At 68.3% G+C, this 20,217-nt stretch carries 16 protein-coding genes; 13 read left to right on the plus strand and 3 right to left on the minus strand.

Features of this window, described 5'->3' with window-relative positions:
• Positions 1–16: 16 nt before the first annotated feature.
• On the plus strand, positions 17–1,069 hold the full coding sequence (locus tag Y958_RS15775; protein WP_088872995.1) for a sugar phosphate isomerase/epimerase family protein: 1,053 nt from the start codon (positions 17–19) through the stop codon (positions 1,067–1,069).
• Positions 1,070–1,091: 22 nt separating this feature from the next.
• Positions 1,092–2,072: a sugar phosphate isomerase/epimerase family protein gene (locus tag Y958_RS15780; RefSeq protein WP_088872996.1), complete on the plus strand. Its 981-nt coding sequence runs from the start codon at positions 1,092–1,094 to the stop codon at positions 2,070–2,072.
• Positions 2,073–2,082: 10 nt separating this feature from the next.
• Here Y958_RS15780 and Y958_RS15785 read toward each other — a convergent pair whose 3' ends face one another.
• Both Y958_RS15785 and Y958_RS15790 read right to left on the minus strand, forming a co-directional pair.
• Positions 2,083–2,772: an O-methyltransferase gene (locus Y958_RS15785; protein WP_088872997.1), complete on the minus strand. Its 690-nt coding sequence runs from the start codon at positions 2,770–2,772 to the stop codon at positions 2,083–2,085.
• A 122-nt stretch (positions 2,773–2,894) separates the two neighbouring features.
• Positions 2,895–3,710: an AraC family transcriptional regulator gene (locus Y958_RS15790; RefSeq protein ID WP_244909538.1), complete on the minus strand. Its 816-nt coding sequence runs from the start codon at positions 3,708–3,710 to the stop codon at positions 2,895–2,897.
• A 287-nt stretch (positions 3,711–3,997) separates the two neighbouring features.
• On the opposite strand from Y958_RS15790, the gene Y958_RS15795 reads away from it, so the two are divergent.
• From Y958_RS15795 to Y958_RS15825, 7 genes are all read left to right on the plus strand, one after another.
• The gene (locus tag Y958_RS15795; RefSeq protein ID WP_211098668.1) at positions 3,998–4,648 is read left to right on the plus strand and encodes a glutathione S-transferase family protein; all 651 of its coding nucleotides are present in this window, start codon (positions 3,998–4,000) and stop codon (positions 4,646–4,648) included.
• Positions 4,649–4,707: 59 nt separating this feature from the next.
• Positions 4,708–5,640 carry a DUF2268 domain-containing putative Zn-dependent protease gene (locus tag Y958_RS15800; protein WP_088872998.1) on the plus strand — a complete coding sequence of 311 codons (933 nt, stop codon included), beginning with the start codon at positions 4,708–4,710 and terminating at the stop codon, positions 5,638–5,640.
• Positions 5,641–5,813: 173 nt separating this feature from the next.
• On the plus strand, positions 5,814–7,295 hold the full coding sequence (locus Y958_RS15805) for an efflux transporter outer membrane subunit (RefSeq protein WP_244909539.1): 1,482 nt from the start codon (positions 5,814–5,816) through the stop codon (positions 7,293–7,295).
• 4 nt (positions 7,296–7,299) lie between these two features.
• Positions 7,300–8,508: an efflux RND transporter periplasmic adaptor subunit gene (locus tag Y958_RS15810; RefSeq protein WP_244909540.1), complete on the plus strand. Its 1,209-nt coding sequence runs from the start codon at positions 7,300–7,302 to the stop codon at positions 8,506–8,508.
• On the plus strand, positions 8,505–11,639 hold the full coding sequence (locus Y958_RS15815) for a multidrug efflux RND transporter permease subunit (RefSeq protein WP_088872999.1): 3,135 nt from the start codon (positions 8,505–8,507) through the stop codon (positions 11,637–11,639). The genes Y958_RS15810 and Y958_RS15815 overlap by 4 nt, the downstream gene beginning before the upstream one ends.
• A 13-nt stretch (positions 11,640–11,652) precedes the next feature.
• Positions 11,653–12,336: a winged helix-turn-helix domain-containing protein gene (locus Y958_RS15820; RefSeq protein WP_004272521.1), complete on the plus strand. Its 684-nt coding sequence runs from the start codon at positions 11,653–11,655 to the stop codon at positions 12,334–12,336.
• A gap of 1 nt (position 12,337) precedes the next feature.
• Positions 12,338–13,705 (plus strand): sensor histidine kinase, encoded by a 1,368-nt coding sequence (locus tag Y958_RS15825; RefSeq protein ID WP_088873000.1) that lies wholly within the window; start codon positions 12,338–12,340, stop codon positions 13,703–13,705.
• Here the strand turns inward: Y958_RS15825 and Y958_RS15830 are convergent.
• Positions 13,702–14,394: a DJ-1/PfpI family protein gene (locus tag Y958_RS15830; protein WP_088873001.1), complete on the minus strand. Its 693-nt coding sequence runs from the start codon at positions 14,392–14,394 to the stop codon at positions 13,702–13,704. The two genes, Y958_RS15825 and Y958_RS15830, sit on opposite strands and share 4 nt — an antisense overlap.
• Before the next feature lie 107 nt (positions 14,395–14,501).
• On the opposite strand from Y958_RS15830, the gene Y958_RS15835 reads away from it, so the two are divergent.
• The 4 genes from Y958_RS15835 (at position 14,502) to Y958_RS15850 (ending at position 20,170) form a co-directional block, all read left to right on the plus strand.
• On the plus strand, positions 14,502–15,440 hold the full coding sequence (locus Y958_RS15835) for a GlxA family transcriptional regulator (protein ID WP_088873002.1): 939 nt from the start codon (positions 14,502–14,504) through the stop codon (positions 15,438–15,440).
• A 275-nt stretch (positions 15,441–15,715) separates the two neighbouring features.
• On the plus strand, positions 15,716–17,665 hold the full coding sequence (locus Y958_RS15840) for a methyl-accepting chemotaxis protein (protein ID WP_244909541.1): 1,950 nt from the start codon (positions 15,716–15,718) through the stop codon (positions 17,663–17,665).
• 73 nt (positions 17,666–17,738) lie between these two features.
• Positions 17,739–17,942, plus strand: coding sequence for a hypothetical protein (locus tag Y958_RS15845; protein WP_088873004.1), 204 nt, complete (start codon positions 17,739–17,741; stop codon positions 17,940–17,942).
• Positions 17,943–18,079: 137 nt separating this feature from the next.
• A complete protein-coding gene (locus Y958_RS15850) occupies positions 18,080–20,170 on the plus strand; it encodes a S9 family peptidase (RefSeq protein ID WP_244909542.1) in 2,091 nt (696 codons plus the stop codon).
• Positions 20,171–20,217 lie beyond the last annotated feature (47 nt).

Consider the following 20,217-nt stretch of genomic DNA (forward strand, 5'->3'; position numbering starts at 1 on the left):
GCGGGGGATACCCACCATGAGAACGATCAAAGGCCCGGGCATATTCCTGGCGCAGTTCGCGGGCGACACCCCGCCCTTCGACACCTTGGCCGGCCTAGCCGGCTGGGCAGCCGCCCTGGGATATCAGGGCGTGCAGGTGCCCACCGGGCCGGCCAGCCTGCTGGATTTGGAGAAGGCGGCGGACAGCGTCGACTACGCCCAGGAATTCGCCGGCACGCTGGCGGAAAACGGCGTGGCGGTGACGGAACTCTCGACCCACCTGCAGGGGCAGCTGGTGGCGGTGCACCCGGCCTATGACGCCCTGTTCGACGGCTTCGCCCCGCCGCATGCGCGGGGGAATCCGAAGGCCAGGCAAGAGTGGGCGGTGAACCAGCTGATGCTGGCGGCCCGCGTCAGCCGCAACCTGGGCCTGAGCGCCCACGCCACCTTCTCCGGCGCCTTGGCCTGGCCCTACATGTACCCCTGGCCGCAGCGTCCCGCCGGATTGGTGGAAGAGGCGTTCGCCGAGTTGGGCCGCCGCTGGCGCCCCATCCTGGACGCCTTCGACGCCGCCGGCGTCGACCTCTGTTTCGAACTGCATCCGGGCGAGGATCTGTTCGACGGCGCTACCTTTGAACGCTTCCTGGAGGAGGTGGACCACCATCCCCGCGCCACCATCCTTTACGATCCTAGCCATTTCGTCCTGCAGCAGCTGGACTACCTGGCTTTCATCGATCGCTACCATTCCCGCATCCGCGCCTTCCATGTGAAGGACGCGGAATTCCGGCCCGATGGCCGCGCCGGCGTCTATGGCGGCTACCTGCCCTGGGTGGAACGGCCGGGCCGCTTCCGCTCCCTGGGTGACGGGCAGGTGGATTTCAGCGCCATCTTCGCCAAGCTGGCGCAGTACGACTACCCCGGCTGGGCCGTGCTGGAATGGGAATGCGCGCTAAAGCATCCCGAGGATGGGGCCCGGGAAGGGGCGCCCTTCATCCGCGACCACATCATCCGGGTGACGGAACGCGCCTTCGACGACTTCGCCGCCAGCGGCGTGGACACGGCCCGCAACCGCGCCCTGCTGGGCCTATAATAAACAAGCTGAGGAAACACCCATGATCACGATGCGAACCAGCCGCCGCGCCTTCATCGGCGGTGCCGCCGCCTTGGCCGGCCTGGGCCTGGCGCGGCTGTCCACCGCCGCCCCCACACCCTTCTTCAAGGGCAACGGCCTGCCCATCGGCCTGCAGCTCTATACCCTGGGCGACCTGGCGCAGAAGGACTTGGCCGGCACGCTGACGGCGGTGGCGGACATGGGCTACCGCGCGGTGGAACTGCCGGGCTTCTACGGCCATACCGCGGGCGACTTGGCGGCGGCGCTGAAGGCCGCCGGCCTGGTATGTGAAAGCGCCCATATCAATGCGCAGGGCAGGGGCCCGGCGCCCAGCCTATCCGGCGACCTGGACGCGCTGGTGCGCGATGCCCACACCATCGGGCTGAAGTTCATCGTCATGCCCATGTTCACCGTTCCGGCACGCCTGGGCGGGCTGCAGGCGGGCGAGGGCTTCGGTGATTTCCTGGCCCGGGTCGCGTCGCAGTTCACCGCCGACGATTGGAAGGCCCAGGCCGCCTTCCTCAACGAGAAGGGGGCGGCCCTGAAGAAAGCCGGGCTGCAGCTGGCCTACCACAACCACAATCCGGAATTCGCGGTTGCGGGCGGCCAGGGGGCCGGCGGCACGGTCACCGGCTACGACATCCTGCTGGCCGAGACCGATCCGGACCTGGTGAAGATGGAGATGGATGCCGGCTGGGTGGCCGCCGCCGGGTTGGATCCCGTGGCGCTGTTGCAGGCCCATCCCGGCCGCTTCCGCCTGATGCATGTGAAGGACTTGAAGGCCGGCACGGCCCCCAACACCCGGCTGAAGATGGATCCAACGGAGGTCGGCGGCGGGACCCTGGACTGGCGCCGCATCCTGCCCGTCGCCCACGCCGCCGGAATCAACCATTTCTATGTCGAGCAGGAACCGCCCTTCGCCCGCCCCCGGCTGGAGGCGGCGCGGCTCAGCGCCGACTACCTGGGCAAGCTGGCGGTGTGATCCCTGGGCATCAAACCGTCCTGACGGTCAGTTCGTTGCCGCGCCAGGAGTCCAGGGGCAAAGGCAGGGAAAGATAGCCGTTTCGGGGATCCCGCACGTGATCGATGTAGCCGGAGGCCTGGCGGAATGCGTTCTCCCCGATGATGAACGCGCCGGGCCTCAGGTGCGGCTCCAGCAGCTTCAGGATGGGCAGGTAGAGAGTGAAGGCCCCGTCCAGCATCACGAGGTCGATGTCGCCGCCGATATCGTCCTTCAGGGTGTCGCGGGCGTCGCCCACCCGGAACTCGACCAGGTCGGCCAGGCCGGCGGCGGCGACGTTGGCGCGGGCCCGCGCGACCTTGCCGGCTTCCAGGTCGGTGCCGATCAGGTGGCCGCCGCCGTTATCGCGCAGCGCCGCCGCCAGATAGATGGCGGAGATGCCCATGGAAGAGCCGAACTCGACGATGCGCCGGGCCTTGCAGGCGCGGGCGCACATGTAGAGCAGGCGGCCGAACTGGGGCGAGACGCTGAGGAAATTGTCCGCCAGCCCGCGATAGACGCCGTGCAGATCCTGGTTCTCGGCGTCGATGAATTGGTTGATCAGGTTTTCAGCACCACCGGCTTCCTCCAGAGTTGGCGCCATTGGACCGTCGGCCGCTTCGGCTTCCTGGTGCAGGCGTGCGAGAACATCGGCGACCACGCCGTTGCTGAGTGAGTCCACGATCTGGTTCCTTTGAAAGTCCGCCGGCGCAGGGGCCGGCGTCGGGACTCAGGATAGGGAAGGGGTGGCTTGGCCGCATTCCGCAAATTAGACAATATATTGCTATATTTGGCCAACCGGGATCATGCGCTGGTGCGGCGTTCCGCCAGATAGCGGGCCGGGGGCTTGCCCAGGGCCTTGCGGAACATGGTGACGAAGGCGCTGGCGCCCTCATAGCCAAGGTCCAGGGCCACGTTCTGCACCGACACCCCCTGGTCCAGGCGCTGCAGCGCGATCAGGATGTGCAACTGCTGGCGCCAACGGCCGAAGCTCATGCCCGTTTCCCGCTTCAGGGTGCGGGTCAGGGTGCGGGGGGCCACGGCCATGCGCCGGCCCCAGTCCTCTATCGTCGCGCGATCGGACGGATCGGCCATCATCGCGGTGGCGATCCCGCGCAGCTTGGCGTCGGCCGGCATGGGGAAATGCAGCTTCTCCATGGGCGCCAGGGATAGCTGGTCCAGCAGTACCGTGGCGATTCGGCCGTCCGGCCCGTCGGCGTCGTAGAGGGCCGGCATCTGGCTGGCGTGGAGGATCAGCCGTTCCAGCAAGGGCGATACCGACAGGGCGCAGCAATGCTGGGGCAGCCCTGGCGCTGCGTCCGGTTCCACGAACAGGCAATAGACCTCGACATTGCCGGCCATGGTCACGCTGTGCGGAATGTCGCCCGGGATCCACACGGCGCAGCGCGGCGGAACGATCCAGACGCTCTGTTCGGCTTCGCACCGCACGATGCCGCGCAAGGTCAGGACCAGTTGGCCCTTGCGGTGCACGTGCACGGGCATCTCCAAACCGCTGGTGACCATGGTGCCGCCAAAGGCAGCGACAGCGCGCGGCAGGGCTTCCGGTTCCAAGTCTCCGGACTTTTGGAGATCGGGGTCGTCTTCGGTGTAGAAGGGCACGGGGATGGTGATCCGCAGGGTTGGCCGGATTGGACAATACCTGCCCGCAATTGCGTCTTTCAACAGCGGTTCGTGGGGCAGCGGAGGGTGACTGGACGGTGCTGAAGGGTGACCTCAGCCGGATGGCCCTATGCTTCCTGAAGTCTCGACCGGCGCCCTGACGGCCGGCTGGCGTTGACCATTGCGGGATGAGGGCTTTTATTGTCCGGGGGACAACATAGGCCGTGCAGGACGCGGGTTTCCGCGGAAGACTGGGCGGCCTGCCCGCTTCCCCCGGAGACCGCCCCATGTCCGATAAGCCCATGTCCGGCAAGCCCACGATCATCGGCCGCGCCACGTCCATCAACGTGCGCAAGGTGCTGTGGACCTGCGCCGAGATCGGCCTGGACCACACCTTCGACGGCGATTGGGTGGGGGAGGCCGCCGTGCGCCGGCGGGATGAGCTGCTGGCCCTCAACCCCAACGGCCAATTCCCGGTGCTGGTGGACCAGGCCGGACCGCTCTGGCAGTCCAACGCCATCTGCCGCTACCTGGCCGTGATGGCGGGCCGCGACGATCTGCTGCCCACGGCGCCGCGTCCCCGGGCACTGGTGGAGCAGTGGATGGACTGGCAGCTGGGGGACCTCAACCCCGCCTGGCGCTATGTCTTCATGGCCCGGGTGAGGCGGGCGCCGGGCTACACCAATGCCGATGAGATCGCAGCCGGCGTGGCTGCCTGGAACCAGGCCATGGGCTTGCTGGACCGGCAGCTGCAACGCACCGGCACCCATGTCACCGGCCCCACCTTCACCCTGGCGGACATCGTGCTGGCGCTGTCCGCCAACCGCTGGCGCCTGACCCCCATGGAGCATGCGGATTGCCCGGCGGTGGATGCCTGGCTGGACAGGCTGGCGGCGCGGCCGGGCTTCACCGTCCACGTGGGGCCTGGCGTGCCGTGAGGCTTGCGCGCCACGCCGCTGCCACCCATCATTCTCCGCAATGAAGGCAGGGGGTGGGAATGCGGTCCTGGCGATTGGCGTTGGTGGGGCTGTTCGCCCTGGGTGGCACGGCGTCGGCGGCCGCACCTGAAATCCGCATTCAGGACGTCATCGACTTCTACCGCGTATATGACGCCGGCCAGGGCGCGCCCACGGCGGCGGCCTTGCAGGGCTATCTCGACCATGGCAGCGACGGGCTGCGGCAGTTTACCGGCCTGCGTCACCTGACCGGCGAATCCATGGCGGCGGCCATGGAAAAGCACCCCAAGATGTTCGCCGACGCCAAGACCTGCCTGGACGTGCTGCCGGCGGTGAAGCGGCGCCTGGCGCAGGCCTTGCCCCGCCTGGGCCAGATCTATCCCCAGGCCAAGTTCCCGCCCATCACCATCCTGGTGGGCCAGGGCAACACCGGCGGTACCACCAGCGCGTCCGGCGTACTGGTGGGGCTGGAGGCGCTGTGCGGCGCCAGCTGGATGGACCCGAATGCCGAGGATCGCTTCGTCCATCTGGTGGCGCATGAATACATCCATGTGCAGCAGCCGGCGGCCCAGACGGAACCGGAGAATCCCGTGCTCTTGTTTCCCGCCCTGATCGAGGGCGGGGCGGAATTCCTGGCGGAACTGATCTCCGGCGACGTCGGCTATGTCCGCCTCAAGGCCTGGACCAAGGGCCGGGAGAAGGAGGTGGAGACGCAGTTCGCCGCCGACATGGACACGGCCAACATGAAGCCGTGGCTGTACAACGGCGTCGGCACAGAGGAACGGCCGGGTGATCTCGCCTACTGGGTCGGCTACCGCATCACCAAGGCCTACTACGTCCACGCCAAGGACAAGCGGGCGGCCATCGCCCGCATCCTGACCATCGACGCCGACATGGCTAAGGCCTTCCTGGCCGACAGCGGCTGGACGCCGGGCATGGCCCTGCCGGATAAGGTGGCGCTGCCCAGCCCCTGACGCCTCATCCGCCGGCTCCCGCCTCTTGTCATGGCGGTGGGTGCACCCCTCGGTTGGGGGACGGGCAAACCTAAGTAGGGGATGAGTCGGGGCCAGATTAAGCGGAGTTAATAAATCGCCCACGCTGGCTAAACCCCGCTGGCGTTAGCGTCCCGCCCAAGGTGCACCAACCCTTGGCCTTGCGCCCCGTGGCCTTCCGCGACATGCCCCCGACCTGGACGATGCTGCCGATGTCTTCCCCCCTCTCTCATCGCGCCCCCCGGTTCCGCGCCCTCAAGCGGTGCTGGCTGGCGGGCGCGGCCGCGCTGGCGTTGGCCGGCTGTTCCGTGGGGCCGGATTACCAGCGCCCCGACACCCCGCCGCCGGCGGCCTGGAAGGAGGATGCGCCCAAGGTAGGCGCCCCCGCCTGGCCGGCGGCTGACTGGTGGAAGGGCTTCGGCTCCGCCCAGCTGGACGCCTATATCGCCCAGGCGCAGACGGCCAACGACGACCTGGCCGCCGCCATGGCGCGGGTGCGTGAGGCCGACGCCCAGGCCCAGGTGGCGGGCGCCGCCCTGCTGCCGTCGGTGGGCGCCAGCGCCGATGTCGATCACCAGCGGGCCAAAAGCGCGGGCGCGGCCCAGACCGCCACCGCCCACAGCGTGGGCCTGAACGCCAGTTACGAGCTGGACTTCTGGGGCAAGAACCGGGCGACGGCCAACGCCGCCCTGGCCACGGCGGACGCCAGCCGTTACGACCTGGAAACGGTGCGCCTGTCGGTGCTGAGCAGCGTGGCCACCAGCTATTTCCAATCCCTGGAACTGCGAGAGCAGGTGCGGGTGGCGGAGGACAACCTGGCCAACGGCCAGGCCACGCTGGACGGTCTGCGCCGCCAGGCCGACGCGGGCATCGCCACGGCGCTGGACGTGGCGCAGCAGGAAACCACCGTCTCCACCCTGAGCGCCAAGCTGCCACCCCTGCGTCAGCAATACCGCCAGTCGGTGCACGCCCTGGCCATCCTGCTGGGCCGGATGCCGGAGGCGGTGGAGCTGTCGGAAGACGATACCCTGGCCCGGCTGTCGTTGCCCCAGGTGACGCCGGGCCTGCCCTCCGAACTGCTGGCCCGCCGGCCCGACGTGGCCCAGGCGGAGGCGCTGCTGAAGGCGGCCAACGCCAACATCACCGTGGCCCGCGCCGCCTTCTTCCCCAGCATCGACCTGACGGCCTCCGGCGGCTATGCCAGCAACGCCCTGTCACACCTGTTCGATCCGGGCAGCGCCCTGTTCTCGCTGGCCGCCGGGCTGACCCAGCCCATCTTCGAGGGTGGCGCGCTGGAAGGGCAGTACGCCAACGCCCAGGCCCGCTACGACGAGCTGCTGGCGACATACCGCAAGTCCGTCCGCGCCGCGTTCGGGAATGTGGAGGACGCGCTGACCGCCGTGCGCGAGACGACGGAGCAACTGGCGCGGCAGGAGCAGGCGACCGCCACGGCGCGCCACGCCTATGAACTGGCGCAGGCCCAGATGGCGGCCGGAACCATCACCGTCCTGACGGTGCTCAACACCGAAACCGCCTTGTTCACCGCCAACGATGCCTTGGTCCAGGCCCGCTTCGCCCGCCTGCAGGCCTTGGTCAGTTTGTACAACGCCCTGGGCGGCGGCTGGAAGCAGAGCTGACATCATGAGCGAGAACCCCATCTTGAAGCCTATCCGCATCAGCCGCACCCGCGCCGTCATGGCCGGCCTGGGCGGCGTCTTCATCCTCGCCGCCGCCGGTGCCGAGCTGCTGCCCAGCACCGCCGGCAAGGCCGCCCCACCGACAGCCAAGGGCGGCGGCGCCGTCGCCGTGGACACGGCCGTGGCCACCCCGGCCGACGCGCCCGTCTATCTGGCGGGCCTGGGCTCCGTCCAGTCGCTGAACACGGTGACGGTCACCACCCGCGTGGATGGCGCCTTGGACAAGGTCGCCTTCACCGAGGGGCAGACGGTGAAACCGGGCGACCTGCTGGCGCAGATCGACCCGCGCCTGTACCAGGCGGCGTACGACCAGGCGTTGGCCACCAAGGCCAAGGATGAGGCGCAGCTGGCCAACGCCCGCGCCGATTTGGAGCGCTACACCCGCCTGGCGCCGCAGAACCTGGCCAGCAAGCAGACGGTGGACACGGCCAAGGCCCAGGTCGACCAGTTGCAGGCCCAGATCAAAAGCGACCAGGCCGCCATCGACAACGCCAGGACCCAGCTGGACTACACCCGCATCACCTCCCCCATCCAGGGGCGGACGGGCATCCGTCAGGTCGACCCCGGCAACAACCTGCACGCGGCCAGCGGCACCGGCATTGTGGTGGTGACGCAGATGCAGCCCATCTCCGTCATCTTCACCCTGCCGGAAGAGGACCGCCTGGCCGTCAGCCAGGCCATGGCCCAGGGGCCCCTGACCGTCACCGCCGTGTCGCGCGACGGCAAGACGGATCTCGCCACCGGCACCGTCATGCTGGTGGACAACCAGATCGACCCCACCACCGGCACCGTGCGGCTGAAGGCCCAGTTCCCCAACACGGACGAGCATCTATGGCCGGGCCAGTTCGTGAACGTGAAGCTGCTGAAGCAGACGCGCCGCGGGGCCCTGACCATCCCCAGCGCCGCTTTGCAGCGCGGGCCCAACGGCCTGTACGCCTATGTCGTGAAGCCGGACTCCACGGTGGAGATGCGGCCCATCGAGACGGCGGAGACCACCGGCGACACGGTCGTCGTGGCCAAGGGCCTGCAGGCCGGTGAGCGCGTCACCACCAGCAACGCCTATCGCCTGCAACCGGGCGTCAAGGTGACGGTGGCCGGCGAGGCCAAGACGGCCGACGCCACCCCCACCAATATGGAAGGCAAGCAGCCATGAGCCTCTCCAGCCCCTTCATCACCCGGCCCATCGCCACCTCGCTGCTGATGCTGGGCGTGCTGCTGGTGGGCATGGTGGCCTATCCGCTGCTGCCGGTGGCGCCGCTGCCGCAGGTGGACTTCCCCACCATCCAGGTCTCGGCCAACCTGCCGGGCGCCAGTCCGGAAACCATGGCGTCCAGCGTGGCGCAGCCGCTGGAAACCCAGTTCGCCGCCATCCCCGGCGTCAGCCAGATGACGTCGACCAGCACGCTGGGCAGTACCCAGGTGACCCTTCAGTTCGACCTGAACCGCAACATCGACGCGGCGGCGCAGGATGTGCAGACCGCCATCGACGCTGCCGGCGGCCAGTTGCCCAAGAACCTGCCGTCGCCGCCGACCTACCGCAAGATCAACCCGGCCGACAGCTCCATCCTGGTGTACTCGGTCCACTCCGACAACCTGCCCCTGACCACGGTGGACGATTTCGCCGAGAACGTCATCGCCCAGCGCCTGTCCCAGATTCCGGGCGTGGGCCAGGTCTCCATCGGCGGCCAGCAGAAGCCCGCCGTGCGCGTGCAGGTGGATCCGGCCAAGATCGCGGCCCTGGGCATCCAGCTTGAGGACATAGCCGCCGTCATCCCCACGGCCACGGTCAACGCGCCCAAGGGTTCCATCAACGGCATCGCCCACAACTTCGTCATCTACAACAACGACCAGCTGTTGAAGGCGGAGCCGTGGAACGACGTCATCGTCGCCTACAAGAACGGGGCGCCCGTGCGCATCCGCGACATCGGCGTGGCGGTGGACGGGCCGGAGAACAACCAGCTGCTGGCCTGGCAGAACAACGGCCCCGGCATCATCCTGCAGGTGTTCAAGCAGCCCGGCGCCAACATCATCGACATCGTGTCGAAGGTGGAGGACATGCTGCCCCAGGTCATGGCGGCGGTGCCCCCGGGCGTGAAGATGGACAAGGTCATCGACCGCACCACCACCATCAAGGCTTCGGTGGAGGATGTCCAGTTCACCCTGCTGCTGACCATCTTCCTGGTGGTCATGGTCATCTTCCTGTTCCTGCGCAACCTGTGGGCCACGCTGATCCCCGGCGTGACCGTGCCGCTGGCCCTGTTCGGCACCGCGGCGCTGATGTACCTGCTGGGCTTCAGCCTGGACAACCTGTCGCTGATGGGCCTGACCATCGCCGTGGGCTTCGTCGTCGACGACGCCATCGTGATGGTGGAGAACATCTACCGTCACATCGAGGAGGGCATGTCGCCCAAGGAGGCGGCGCTGAAGGGCGCCGGGGAGATCGGCTTCACCATCATGTCCATTAGCGTGTCGCTGGTGGCCGTGTTCATCCCGCTGCTGCTGATGGGCGGCATCGTCGGCCGGCTGATGCGCGAATTCGCCATCACCGTCACCATGACCATCGCCGTCTCCGCCTTCGTCTCGCTGACCCTGTCGCCGATGATGAGCGCCCTGTTCCTGAAGGATGAAAAGCACGCCCGCCACGGCAGGGCCTACCTGTTCATCGAGGGCTGCTTCGACTGGCTGGTGGCCAAGTACGGCCGGGGCCTGGACTTCGTGCTGCGGCACCAGCGCCTGACCCTGATGGTGTTCTTCGCCACGGTGGCGGCCACCGGCGTGCTGTACGTCGCCATCCCCAAGGGCTTCTTCCCCCAGCAGGACACCGGCATCATCGCTGGCCTGGCCGACGCCTCGCAGGACGTGTCCTTCAACGAGATGGTGCGGCTGCAGCACCAGCTGACCGATGTCGTGGCGCAGGATCCGGACGTGGCCGCCTGGGCGACATCCGTCGGTGGCGGTGGGCGGCCCATCAACAACGGCTTCATCGTCATCAGCCTGAAGCCACGCAACCAGCGCACCGCCACCGCCGACCAGATCATCGCCCGGCTGCGGCCCAAGCTGGCCAAGGTCAAGGGGGCGACCCTGTTCCTGCAGGCCAGCCAGGATCTGAACGTGGGCGGCCGTCTGGCCCGCACCCAGTACCAGTACACCCTGCAGGACGCCGACCTGGGTGAGCTGAACGACTGGGCGCCCAAGCTGCTGGACAAGCTCAAGGGCCTGCCCCAGCTGCGCGACGTCGCCACCGACCAGCAGACCAACGGCACCACCCTGAACCTGGTGATCGACCGCGACCAGGCCGCCCGCTTCGGCATCCAACCTTCGTTGATCGACAGCACCCTCTATGACGCCTTCGGCCAGCGCCAGGTGACCCAGTATTTCACCCAGCTGAACAGCTATCACGTGGTGCTGGAGATCACGCCGGAGCTGCAGTCCAACCCGGACACCCTGAACAAGCTGTACATCAAGTCACCCGTGACCGGTCAGCAGGTGCCGCTGTCCACCTTCGTGAAGTACGACACCAACCATGTGAACTTCCTGTCCATCAACCATCTGGGCCAGTTCCCGGCGGTGACCCTGTCGTTCAACCTGGCGCCCGGCGTATCCCTAGGCGAGGCGGTGCAGGTCATCCAGCAGGCCCAGGCGGAGATGGGCATGCCCTCTTCGGTCAACGGCACCTTCCAGGGTACGGCCCAGGCCTTCCAGGCCTCGCTGGCGACCCAACCCTACCTGATCGCCGCGGCGCTGGTGGCCGTCTACATCATCCTGGGCATGCTGTATGAAAGCTACATCCACCCGCTGACCATCTTGTCCACCCTGCCGTCGGCGGGCGTGGGGGCCCTGCTGATGCTCATGATCTTCCACTACGACCTGTCGGTCATCGCGCTCATCGGCATCATCCTGCTTATCGGCATCGTGAAGAAGAACGGCATCATGATGGTGGACTTCGCCATCCAGGCGGAACGGGAACAGCACATGGCCCCCATCGAGTCCATCCGCCAGGCCTGCCTGCTGCGCTTCCGCCCCATCATGATGACCACCATGGCGGCCCTGCTGGGCGCCCTGCCGCTGATGCTGGAGAACGGCACGGGCTCCGAACTGCGCAAGCCGCTGGGCATCACCATGGTGGGCGGCCTGATCCTGAGCCAGATCCTGACCCTGTTCACCACGCCGGTGGTCTACCTCTACCTGGACCGGGTGAACGACTGGCTGAGCCGCCGGGGCAAGGCCAAGACGGCGCATGAAGGTCACGTCCGGCCGCACGCGGCCCTGGGCACCGGCGATTGAGGGGGACGCTGTCATGAAGGTGCTGCTGGTCGAGGATAACGAACGGGTGTCGCGCTTCGTCGTGAAGGGATTGCGCGAGGCGGGACACACCGTGGAGCACGTCGACAACGGGCGGGACGGCATGTTCCTGGCGACGGGCGAACCCTTCGACGTCATCGTCATGGACCGCATGCTGCCGGGCGACATCGATGGCCTGACCATCATCGAGACCCTGCGCAAGATGGGCACGCAGACGCCGGTCCTGATCCTCAGCGCGCTCAGCAGCGTGGATGAGCGCATCAAGGGCCTGCGCAGCGGCGGCGACGATTACCTGACCAAGCCCTTCGCCTTCGGCGAGCTGCTGGCGCGCCTGGATGCGCTGATGCGCCGGTCACCCACCGGCGCCGTGCCGGAAACCAGCCTGGCGGTGGGGGACCTGCGCATGAACCTGCTGTCGCGCAAGGTGACCCGGGGCGAGCGGGTCATCACCCTGCAGAACCAGGAGTTCAAGCTGCTGGAGTACCTGATGCGCCACGTCGACCAGGTGGTGACCCGCACCATGCTGCTCGAAGGCGTCTGGGGGTATCACTTCGACCCCCAGACCAACGTGGTCGATGTGCACATCAGCAAGCTGCGCCAGAAGATCGAGGGGGAGGGGGAGCCGCCGCTGCTGCGCACGGTGCGCAACGCCGGCTACATGATGACGGCGGGCGGCTGACATGGCGCCGGCCCCCGCGTCACCCCTGCGCTCCTCCGCCTACACCCTGGCGTTCAGCTATGTGCTGCTGGGGCTGGTGACCCTGGTGCTGTTCGCCGCCCCCCTGGGCTATGCCTGGCGGGTCACCATCGACGACGGCCGCACCGAGATCCTGCAGGAGGACGCGCAGCGCTTCACCGAGGTGTTCCGCCAGCGTGGGCCCGATGGGTTGGTGGCCTTCCTCAATGAGCGCATGAGCATGCAGATCGCGGCGGAGCGCCTGCTGCTGCTGACGGACGCGGCGCACACCGTGCTGGCGGGCAACCTCCCGGCCTGGCCCGGCGACTTCCCCGAACGGCAGGGCGTCTACAACGCCCCCATCAAGCTGAGCGGCCGGACGGTGCAGGCGCGTCTGGTGCATGTGGTGCTGCCCGGCGGCTATCACCTGGTGGTGGCGCGCGACATGGCCCACTTCCGCCCCCTGGAGCAGCGCTTCTGGTACAGCCTGCTGGCGGCCATGGGCGTCCTGCTGCTGCTGGGCATGCTGGGCGGCTTCCTCATCCGCCGGGCGGTGCTGCGCCGCATCGACGATCTCAGCCGCACCGCCACCGGCATCGTCCTGGGCGACCTGTCGCGCCGCCTGCCCACCACCCGGGGGCAGGACGAGTTCAACACCCTGTCGCGCACCATCAACGGTATGCTGGACCAGATCGAGCAGCTGGTGCACGGCGTGCGCAACGTCTCCAACGCCATCGCCCACGATCTGCGCACGCCCCTGGCGGAGCTGCGGTCGCGGCTGGAGGAGGTGAGCGTCACCCGTCCGCCCCTGGCCGAGACCTATGCCGAGGTGGACGGGGCGGTGGCCGACGTCGACCGTGTCATCGGCATCTTCAACGCCCTGCTGCGCCTGGCGGAGATCGACACCGGCGCCCGCCGCTCCGGCTTTGCCGAGGTCAATGTGGCGGAGGTCGCGGCCGGGGCCGTGGAATTCTACCTGCCGGCGGCGGAACTGAGGGGCGTTTCCCTGACCTTCCGGGGCGACCAGGGCATGATGACCATCCTGGGGGACCCGGTCCTGCTGGCCCAGGCCGTGGGCAACCTGATCGATAACGCCCTGAAGTTCACGCCCGAGGGCGGCGCCATCATGGTGGAAGTGACCAGCGGTGCCGATGGCAAGGTCGAGATGTCGGTGAGCGACAACGGCCCCGGCATCCCGGACGAGGAAAAGCCAAGGGTGACGGAGCGCTTCTATCGTGGCGACATGGGCCGCGGCACCCCCGGCGTGGGCCTGGGCCTCAGCCTGGTCAGCGCCGTCGCGAAGCTGCACGGCGGCGCCTTCGACCTGGCGGACAATCACCCGGGGCTTAAGGCGCGGATGCGGTTGGCTTAGGGCGACATGCGGCGGGCGTACTCCTCCACCTCCGCCATGCGCTTGGGCAGGATGGCGCCGTATAACTCATCCACCCGCTGCCTCACCTCCGGCCGCGCCAGTTCCGGGCGGCCGCCGGCGAAGGGCGGCTCGGGCGCGTATTCCAGCATCAGCAGCAGGGCCTCCGCCGCGTCGGGCCCCACGATCTCGGCGGCCACGGTGAAGGCGAAGTCCAGGCCGGCGGTGACGCCGCCGCCGGTGATGATGTCGCCGTCGCGCACCACACGGCCGGAATCGGGAATGGCGCCGAACCGGGCCAGCTGGCCGCGCCAGGCCCAATGGCAGGCCGCCCGCTTGCCCTTCAGCAAGCCGGCCCCGGCCAGGACCAGCGACCCCGTGCAGACCGAGGTCAGGTAGCGGGCGCCCTCGGCCAGGCGGCGCACCTGGGCCATGGTTTCGATGTCGTTCAGCACGGCGGCGATGCCCATGCCGCCGGGGATGAACAGCAGGTCGCAGGCCGCAATGTCGGCCAGCCGCTCCGTCCCTTCGAACCGCAGGCCCTCGTGCGAGGCGATGGTGCCGCCGGTGGCGGACGCCACGCGGGTGGTGATGCCGGGCAGGCGGCTGAACACCTGGTGCGGGGCGGTGAAGTCCAATTGGGTCATGAGGGGGAAGACGACTTCCACGACGGTGAAGGCGGGCTGGCTCATGGGAAAGCTCCAAGCTGACGGCACGGGATGGCCCAACGGTGCTCTCGACAAGCCCTGGCAGCAATGCCATAAATCCCACCTTTTCTGCCAATGACGGTACAACGCCCATGGCCCGCACCATCGCCTTCCTGGCTTATCCCGGGTTCCAGATCCTGGACGTCACCGGACCCTTGGCGGCGTTCGAGATCGCGGGCCGCTACGCCCGCCAACCCTATGACATCCGCGTCATGGCGCTGGCGGCGGGGCCGGTCGCCAGCTCCTCCGGCGCCTTGCTCATGGCGGGGCCGCTGGCGGACCCGGCGCAGGTGGACACGCTGGTGGTGGCGGGGGGCGAGGGGGTGAACGCCGCCAGCGCCGTGCCCGCCTTGCTGGACTACGCCCGTGCCGTGGCGGGGCACGCCCGGCGGGTCACCAGCGTCTGTTCCGGCACCTTCCTGCTGGCGGCCGCCGGCCTGTTGGACGGGCGGCGGGTCACCACCCACTGGTACCGCACCAGCTCTTTCGCCCGGCGCTTCCCCCAGGTGCGGCTGGAGGCCGATCGCATCTTCGTCCGTGATGGCGCTTATTGGACGTCGGCCGGCATCACCGCCGGCATCGACCTGGCGTTGGCCTTGGTGGCGGAGGACCAGGGCGAGGCCATCGCCCGGCGCACCGCCCGCCAGCTGGTCGTGCCCTACCGCCGCCAGGGCGGACAGTCGCAATTCTCCACCCTGCTGGAGATGCAGGGGACCAGCAGCCGCTTCGGCGATCTGCTGGCTTGGGTGCGCGACAATCTGGCGCGGCCCCTGACGGTGGAGGAACTGGCGGCGCAGGCGGCCATGAGCCCGCGCAACTTCGCCCGCGCCTTCGCCGCCGAGCAAGGCCTGACCCCGGCCAAGGCTGTGGAGCAGTTGCGGCTGGAGGCGGCGCGGGACTTGGTGGAGGAAAGTCCAGCTTCGCTGGATCGCATCGCTATCGAAACGGGATTCGGTGATACCGAGCGTATGCGGCGGGCCTTCATCCGCACCTTTGGCGCGCCGCCACAGTCCATCCGCCGATCGGCCTAGTGCCGCCTGGGAGACGGACAAGCACGGAGTTCCGGGGACGTGCCCGGCAGCAAGGTTCGCGGCAATGGCGAATTTTATGGGCGTCCGCTGCCTTGGTCGAAGGCGGTTGCCCTTTAAAGGTGCAGATGCGGAAAACTTCTCGCACATGCAAAAATTTGGCGTTTGACCTCTTTGAAATCTGATCTAGTCTGTTCCTTAACGGGGCTGGCCTTGACCGTCCCTATAAACAGACATGACAGTGCGAGGGGGCAATGAACTCCAGACCGTATGCTGGCATGCGCTCGATTGAGCAGACGGGCAAACGAACGAAATTCGTCTACAGGATTGTCGCTTTCACCGCGGTATTCGTGGCGCTCGCTTTCAGCGTCCTAGGATATGTGATTTATTCTGTCTCAAGTGATACTCTGACCACCCAGATCAATACTCAGATCAAATCGACCGGCGAGTCGGCCGCCGATGGCATCCAGAAGTGGCTGATGGGCCGGGTTTCGCTGGTGCGGAACCTGGCCGATGACGTGGCGGCCGGCGACGGCGCCCATGTCATGGGCCTGCTGCAGGGACCGACGCTGAGCGGCACCTTCAGCCCCGTCTATTACGGCGACACCGCCGGCGTCTTCACCATGGTCCCGGCCTTGGATTTGCCACCGGGCTACGACCCGCGCCAGCGCGGATGGTACAAGGCGGCCGATGGCGCGCGGCAAACCATCATGACGCAGCCGTATGTCAGCGCGTCGGGCGGCAACCTGGTGCTGACCATCGCCAGCCCCGTCATGAAGAATGGCGCGCTGGCGGGCGTGGCGGCCGGCGACCTGGACCTGGAGATGGTCAAGACCTTCCTCAAGTCCTTCGACCTGGGCGGCAACGGCCAGGTGTTCCTGATCGACGGCGACGGCACGGTGCTGGTCCATGCCGACAAGGACCGGGTGATGAAGAAGCTGGCCGAGGGCTTCGACATCCAGCAGCATCTGGGCCGCACGCCGGAGCAGCAGGGCGACACCCTGACCTCCTTCTACCCCATCAAGGACCTGCCCTCGGCCCGCTGGTACGTGGGCGTGACCATGGACGCGACCAAGGCCTTCGGGCCCCTGCGCTCCCTGGGCATGCTGATCATGGTGGCCACGGGCGTCACGGTGGCGGTGCTGGTGCTGCTGCTGGGGGCGGTGACTTATCGCCTGGTGGCGCGGCCCATCGATGAGATCACCGGCACCATGATCGCGCTCAGCGAGGGCGCCGTTGACGTGCCCACGCCGGCGCTGGGCCGGCGGGACGAGATCGGCGCCATGGCCCGTGCGCTGGAGGTGTTCAAGCGCAACGCGGCCGAGGTGGGCAAGCTGCACCAGGAACGCACCCAGCTGCAGGAGGCGGCGGAGCGGGAACGCCGCGCCACGGCGGAACGGTTGGCCAACGACTTCGAGGCCAACGTCTCCTCCGTCCTGAGGCTGGTGGCCCAGGCCAGCGGCCAGGTGGACGCGCAGAGCAACCATCTGGCGGCCGGCCTGGCCGACGCGCGGCGCAGCAGCGACGCCGTGCGCGCGGCGACGGATGAGACGTCCAGCAGCGTGGAGACGGTGGCGGTGGCGGCGGAACAGCTGTCCGCCTCCATCGGCGAGATCGCGACCCGGGTGACCGAGAGCGCCGAGATCGCCACCGACACCGCGTCGCGCGCGGAGACGGCGCGCCAGACCATCGAGCACCTGGCCGGCCAGATGGAAAAGATCACGGAGATCGTGAACCTGATCACCCAGATCGCCAGCCAGACCAACCTGCTGGCCCTTAACGCCACCATCGAGGCGGCGCGCGCGGGGGAGGCGGGCAAGGGCTTCGCCGTCGTGGCGTCGGAGGTGAAGAACTTGGCCAACCAGACGGCCAAGGCGACGGACGAGATCACGGCACAAATCGAGGCGACGCAGCAGGCCAGCGGCCGGGCGGTGGCCGAGGTGCGCACCATCGCCCAGGTCTCTGCCAAGGCGCAGGAGGTGGCGGCCGGCATCGCCTCGGCCGTGGAACAGCAGGGGGCGGCGACGCGGGAAATCTCGCAGAACGCCAGCATCGTCGCCCGCGGCACCCGCGCCGTCACCACCAACATCCACGCCGTCAGCGACGTGGTGGTGGACAGCGCCGACCGCGCCAGCCACGTACTGGGCACGGCCGGGGAGCTGGCGCAGCAGCTGAGAACCCTGGACGAACAAGTCAGCCGCTTCGTCACGGCGGTGCGCGCGGCGTGACGAAACGCATCCAATCCGCCGGTCGGGGGTTGTGGTCCGGACACGACCCAACCCCCACCGGACAGAGGATGCCATGGCAGCAGAACCCAAGGACCAGCCCACGCACGGGCGCCCCGACGCCAACCCCACGCCCAACCCCGAAGCCGTGCGCCCCGGCACGCCCGGCGCCGGCGAGAACACCTGCCGGCGCTGTGGCGGCACCGGCACGGTGGAGGGCGCGCCCTGTCCGGAGTGTGGCGGCACGGGCAAGGTGGTGACGCCGGTGGGCGGCGGTTAATACCCGGCCATCAGTCCCGTATGGCAGGTCCCGTATGGCAGGTCCATCTGGCGGCGGCCCCGCAAACGTGACAGGCTGTGCGCCTGTTCCGGGAGCGGGGCCCGGGCCGACAGAAGAACAATGCAGATGGGACCCACATGACCATACGTTTGCACCGGGCGGCGTTCGCGCTGGCCCTTACGCTGGGCGTCGCACCCTGCGCGCTGGCGGCGCCCGTAACCACGCCAGAGGCGGTCACCCCCGCCCACACCCTGACGCCGCGCGACGCCTTCGCGCTGGCGCAGGCCAAAGACGTGCAGATTAGCCCGGACGGCAAGCGCATCGCCTATACCCGCTCGTCCGAAGACATCATGACCGACAACGCCCGCAGCGAGGTCTGGCTGGTGGACGTCGCCAGCGGCCAGCAGACCCCGCTGGGCGTCCCGGGCAGCAGCCGGGCGCGCTGGTCGCCGGACGGCACCCGGCTGGCCTATGTGGCCAAGGGCCCCGGCGACAAGCCGCAGATCTGGGTGCGCTGGCTGAGTGGCCCCGGCAGCGGGAACAGCGCCGCCATCACTGCCCTGCCGGAAGGCCCGTCCGACATCGCCTGGTCGCCGGACGGCAAGCAGATCGGCTTCACCATGTTCGTGCCGGAGGAGGGCAGCAGCCTGGGTTCCCCCCTGGCGGCGCCGGAGGGGGCGAAGTGGGCCGATCCCATCAAGGTCATCACCTCGATCAACTATCGCGAGGATGGCGAGGGCTATGTCCGTCCCGGTTTCAACCACATCTTCGTGGTGCCCGCCGATGGTGGCGCGCCGCGTCAGCTGACCAACGGTCAGTATGACGATGGCGGCGCCCTGTCGTGGATGCCAGATGGCCGCCACATCGTGTTCAGCACCAACCACGGCAAGGACTGGGAACGCGATCCCCTGAACTCCGACGTCTTCTCCGTCGACACCACCACCGGCGGCCTGACCCAGCTGACCACCCGCCACGGTCCCGACCAGGAACCGGTGGCGTCGCCGGATGGCAAGCACATCGCCTTCGTCGGTTTCGACGACAAGGAACTGGGCTACCAAAACAGCGTGCTGTCGATCATGAACGCCGACGGCAGCGAGGTGCGGGCCCTGACCGCCGGCTTCGACCGCGACCTGGGCAGCCCGCGCTGGGCGGCGGATAGCCGGTCCATCTACGCCACCTACACCGATCACGGCGTCACCAAGGTCGCCCGCGTCACCCTGGACGGCAAGATCACCACGGTGGCCGAGGGCCTGGCCGGCAGTGAGCTGGACCGCCCCTATTCCGGCGGCGGCTTCAGCGTGTCCAAGGATGGCGCGGTGGCCTTTCCCTGGGGCGATCCCACCCACCCGGCCGACGTCGGTCTCAGCACCGGCCCGGGAGAGCAGAAGCGCCTGACCACCCTCAACGCCAGCCTCTTCGCGGGCAAGACGCTGGCTAAGGTGCAGCCGCTTCCCACCACCTCCAGCGCCGGCGGTCTGCCCATCGACGCCTGGATGGTGACGCCGCCGGACTTCAACCCGGCCAAGAAGTACCCGCTGGTGCTGGAAATCCATGGCGGGCCCTTCGCCAGCTACGGCCCCGTGTGGTCGACGCAGGACCAGCTGTACGCCGCCGCCGGCTACATCGTGGTGTACGCCAACCCGCGCGGGTCGACGTCCTACGGCGAAAGCTTCGCCAACCAGATCCACCACAACTACCCCAGCCAGGATTTCGACGACTTGATGAGCGTGGTGGAAGCCGCCATCGCCAAGGGCTCGGTCGACCCCAACAACCTGTTCGTCACCGGCGGGTCCGGCGGCGGCGTGCTGACGGCCTGGATCGTGGGCAAGACCGACCGCTTCAAGGCGGCGGTGACGCAGAAGCCGGTCATCAACTGGACCAGCGAGGTGTTGACCGTCGACGGCTACACCTTCATGGCCAAGTACTGGTTCGGCAAGATGCCGTGGGAGGATCAGGAGCAGTACTGGCGCCGCTCGCCGCTGAGCCTGGTGGGCAACGTCAAGACCCCCACCGCCGTCATGGTGGGCGAGGAAGACCACCGCACGCCCCCCAGCGAGGCGGAGCAGTACTACGCCGCCCTGCAGCTGTGCAGCATCCCCACGGTCCTCATCCGCGTGCCCGGTGCCAGCCACGGCGGCCTGGCCGAACGCCCGTCGCAGCTGGTGGGCGAGACCAATGCCATCCTGGCCTGGTTCAAGAAGTACCGCACGGATACCGAGGCCAAGTAAGCGGTCTCTGTGCCAAGGAAAAGCCCCGGCCGGGTTGCCCTGGCCGG

Origin of the sequence: Nitrospirillum viridazoti CBAmc (genome assembly GCF_000730165.1) — a bacterium.
Taxonomy (GTDB): domain Bacteria; phylum Pseudomonadota; class Alphaproteobacteria; order Azospirillales; family Azospirillaceae; genus Nitrospirillum; species Nitrospirillum viridazoti.

Bases quoted from the DNA above. Each gene is read 5' to 3' on its own strand.
- Y958_RS15775 (WP_088872995.1), top strand. From the start codon at position 17: ATGAGAACGATCAAAGGCCCGGGCATATTCCTGGCGCAGTTCGCGGGC.
- Y958_RS15780 (WP_088872996.1), top strand. From the start codon at position 1,092: ATGATCACGATGCGAACCAGCCGCCGCGCCTTCATCGGCGGTGCCGCC.
- Y958_RS15795 (WP_211098668.1), top strand. From the start codon at position 3,998: ATGTCCGATAAGCCCATGTCCGGCAAGCCCACGATCATCGGCCGCGCC.
- Y958_RS15800 (WP_088872998.1), top strand. From the start codon at position 4,708: ATGCGGTCCTGGCGATTGGCGTTGGTGGGGCTGTTCGCCCTGGGTGGC.
- Y958_RS15810 (WP_244909540.1), top strand. From the start codon at position 7,300: ATGAGCGAGAACCCCATCTTGAAGCCTATCCGCATCAGCCGCACCCGC.
- Y958_RS15815 (WP_088872999.1), top strand. From the start codon at position 8,505: ATGAGCCTCTCCAGCCCCTTCATCACCCGGCCCATCGCCACCTCGCTG.
- Y958_RS15820 (WP_004272521.1), top strand. From the start codon at position 11,653: ATGAAGGTGCTGCTGGTCGAGGATAACGAACGGGTGTCGCGCTTCGTC.
- Y958_RS15825 (WP_088873000.1), top strand. From the start codon at position 12,338: ATGGCGCCGGCCCCCGCGTCACCCCTGCGCTCCTCCGCCTACACCCTG.
- Y958_RS15830 (WP_088873001.1), bottom strand. From the start codon at position 14,394: ATGAGCCAGCCCGCCTTCACCGTCGTGGAAGTCGTCTTCCCCCTCATG.
- Y958_RS15835 (WP_088873002.1), top strand. From the start codon at position 14,502: ATGGCCCGCACCATCGCCTTCCTGGCTTATCCCGGGTTCCAGATCCTG.
- Y958_RS15840 (WP_244909541.1), top strand. From the start codon at position 15,716: ATGCGCTCGATTGAGCAGACGGGCAAACGAACGAAATTCGTCTACAGG.
- Y958_RS15845 (WP_088873004.1), top strand. From the start codon at position 17,739: ATGGCAGCAGAACCCAAGGACCAGCCCACGCACGGGCGCCCCGACGCC.
- Y958_RS15850 (WP_244909542.1), top strand. From the start codon at position 18,080: ATGACCATACGTTTGCACCGGGCGGCGTTCGCGCTGGCCCTTACGCTG.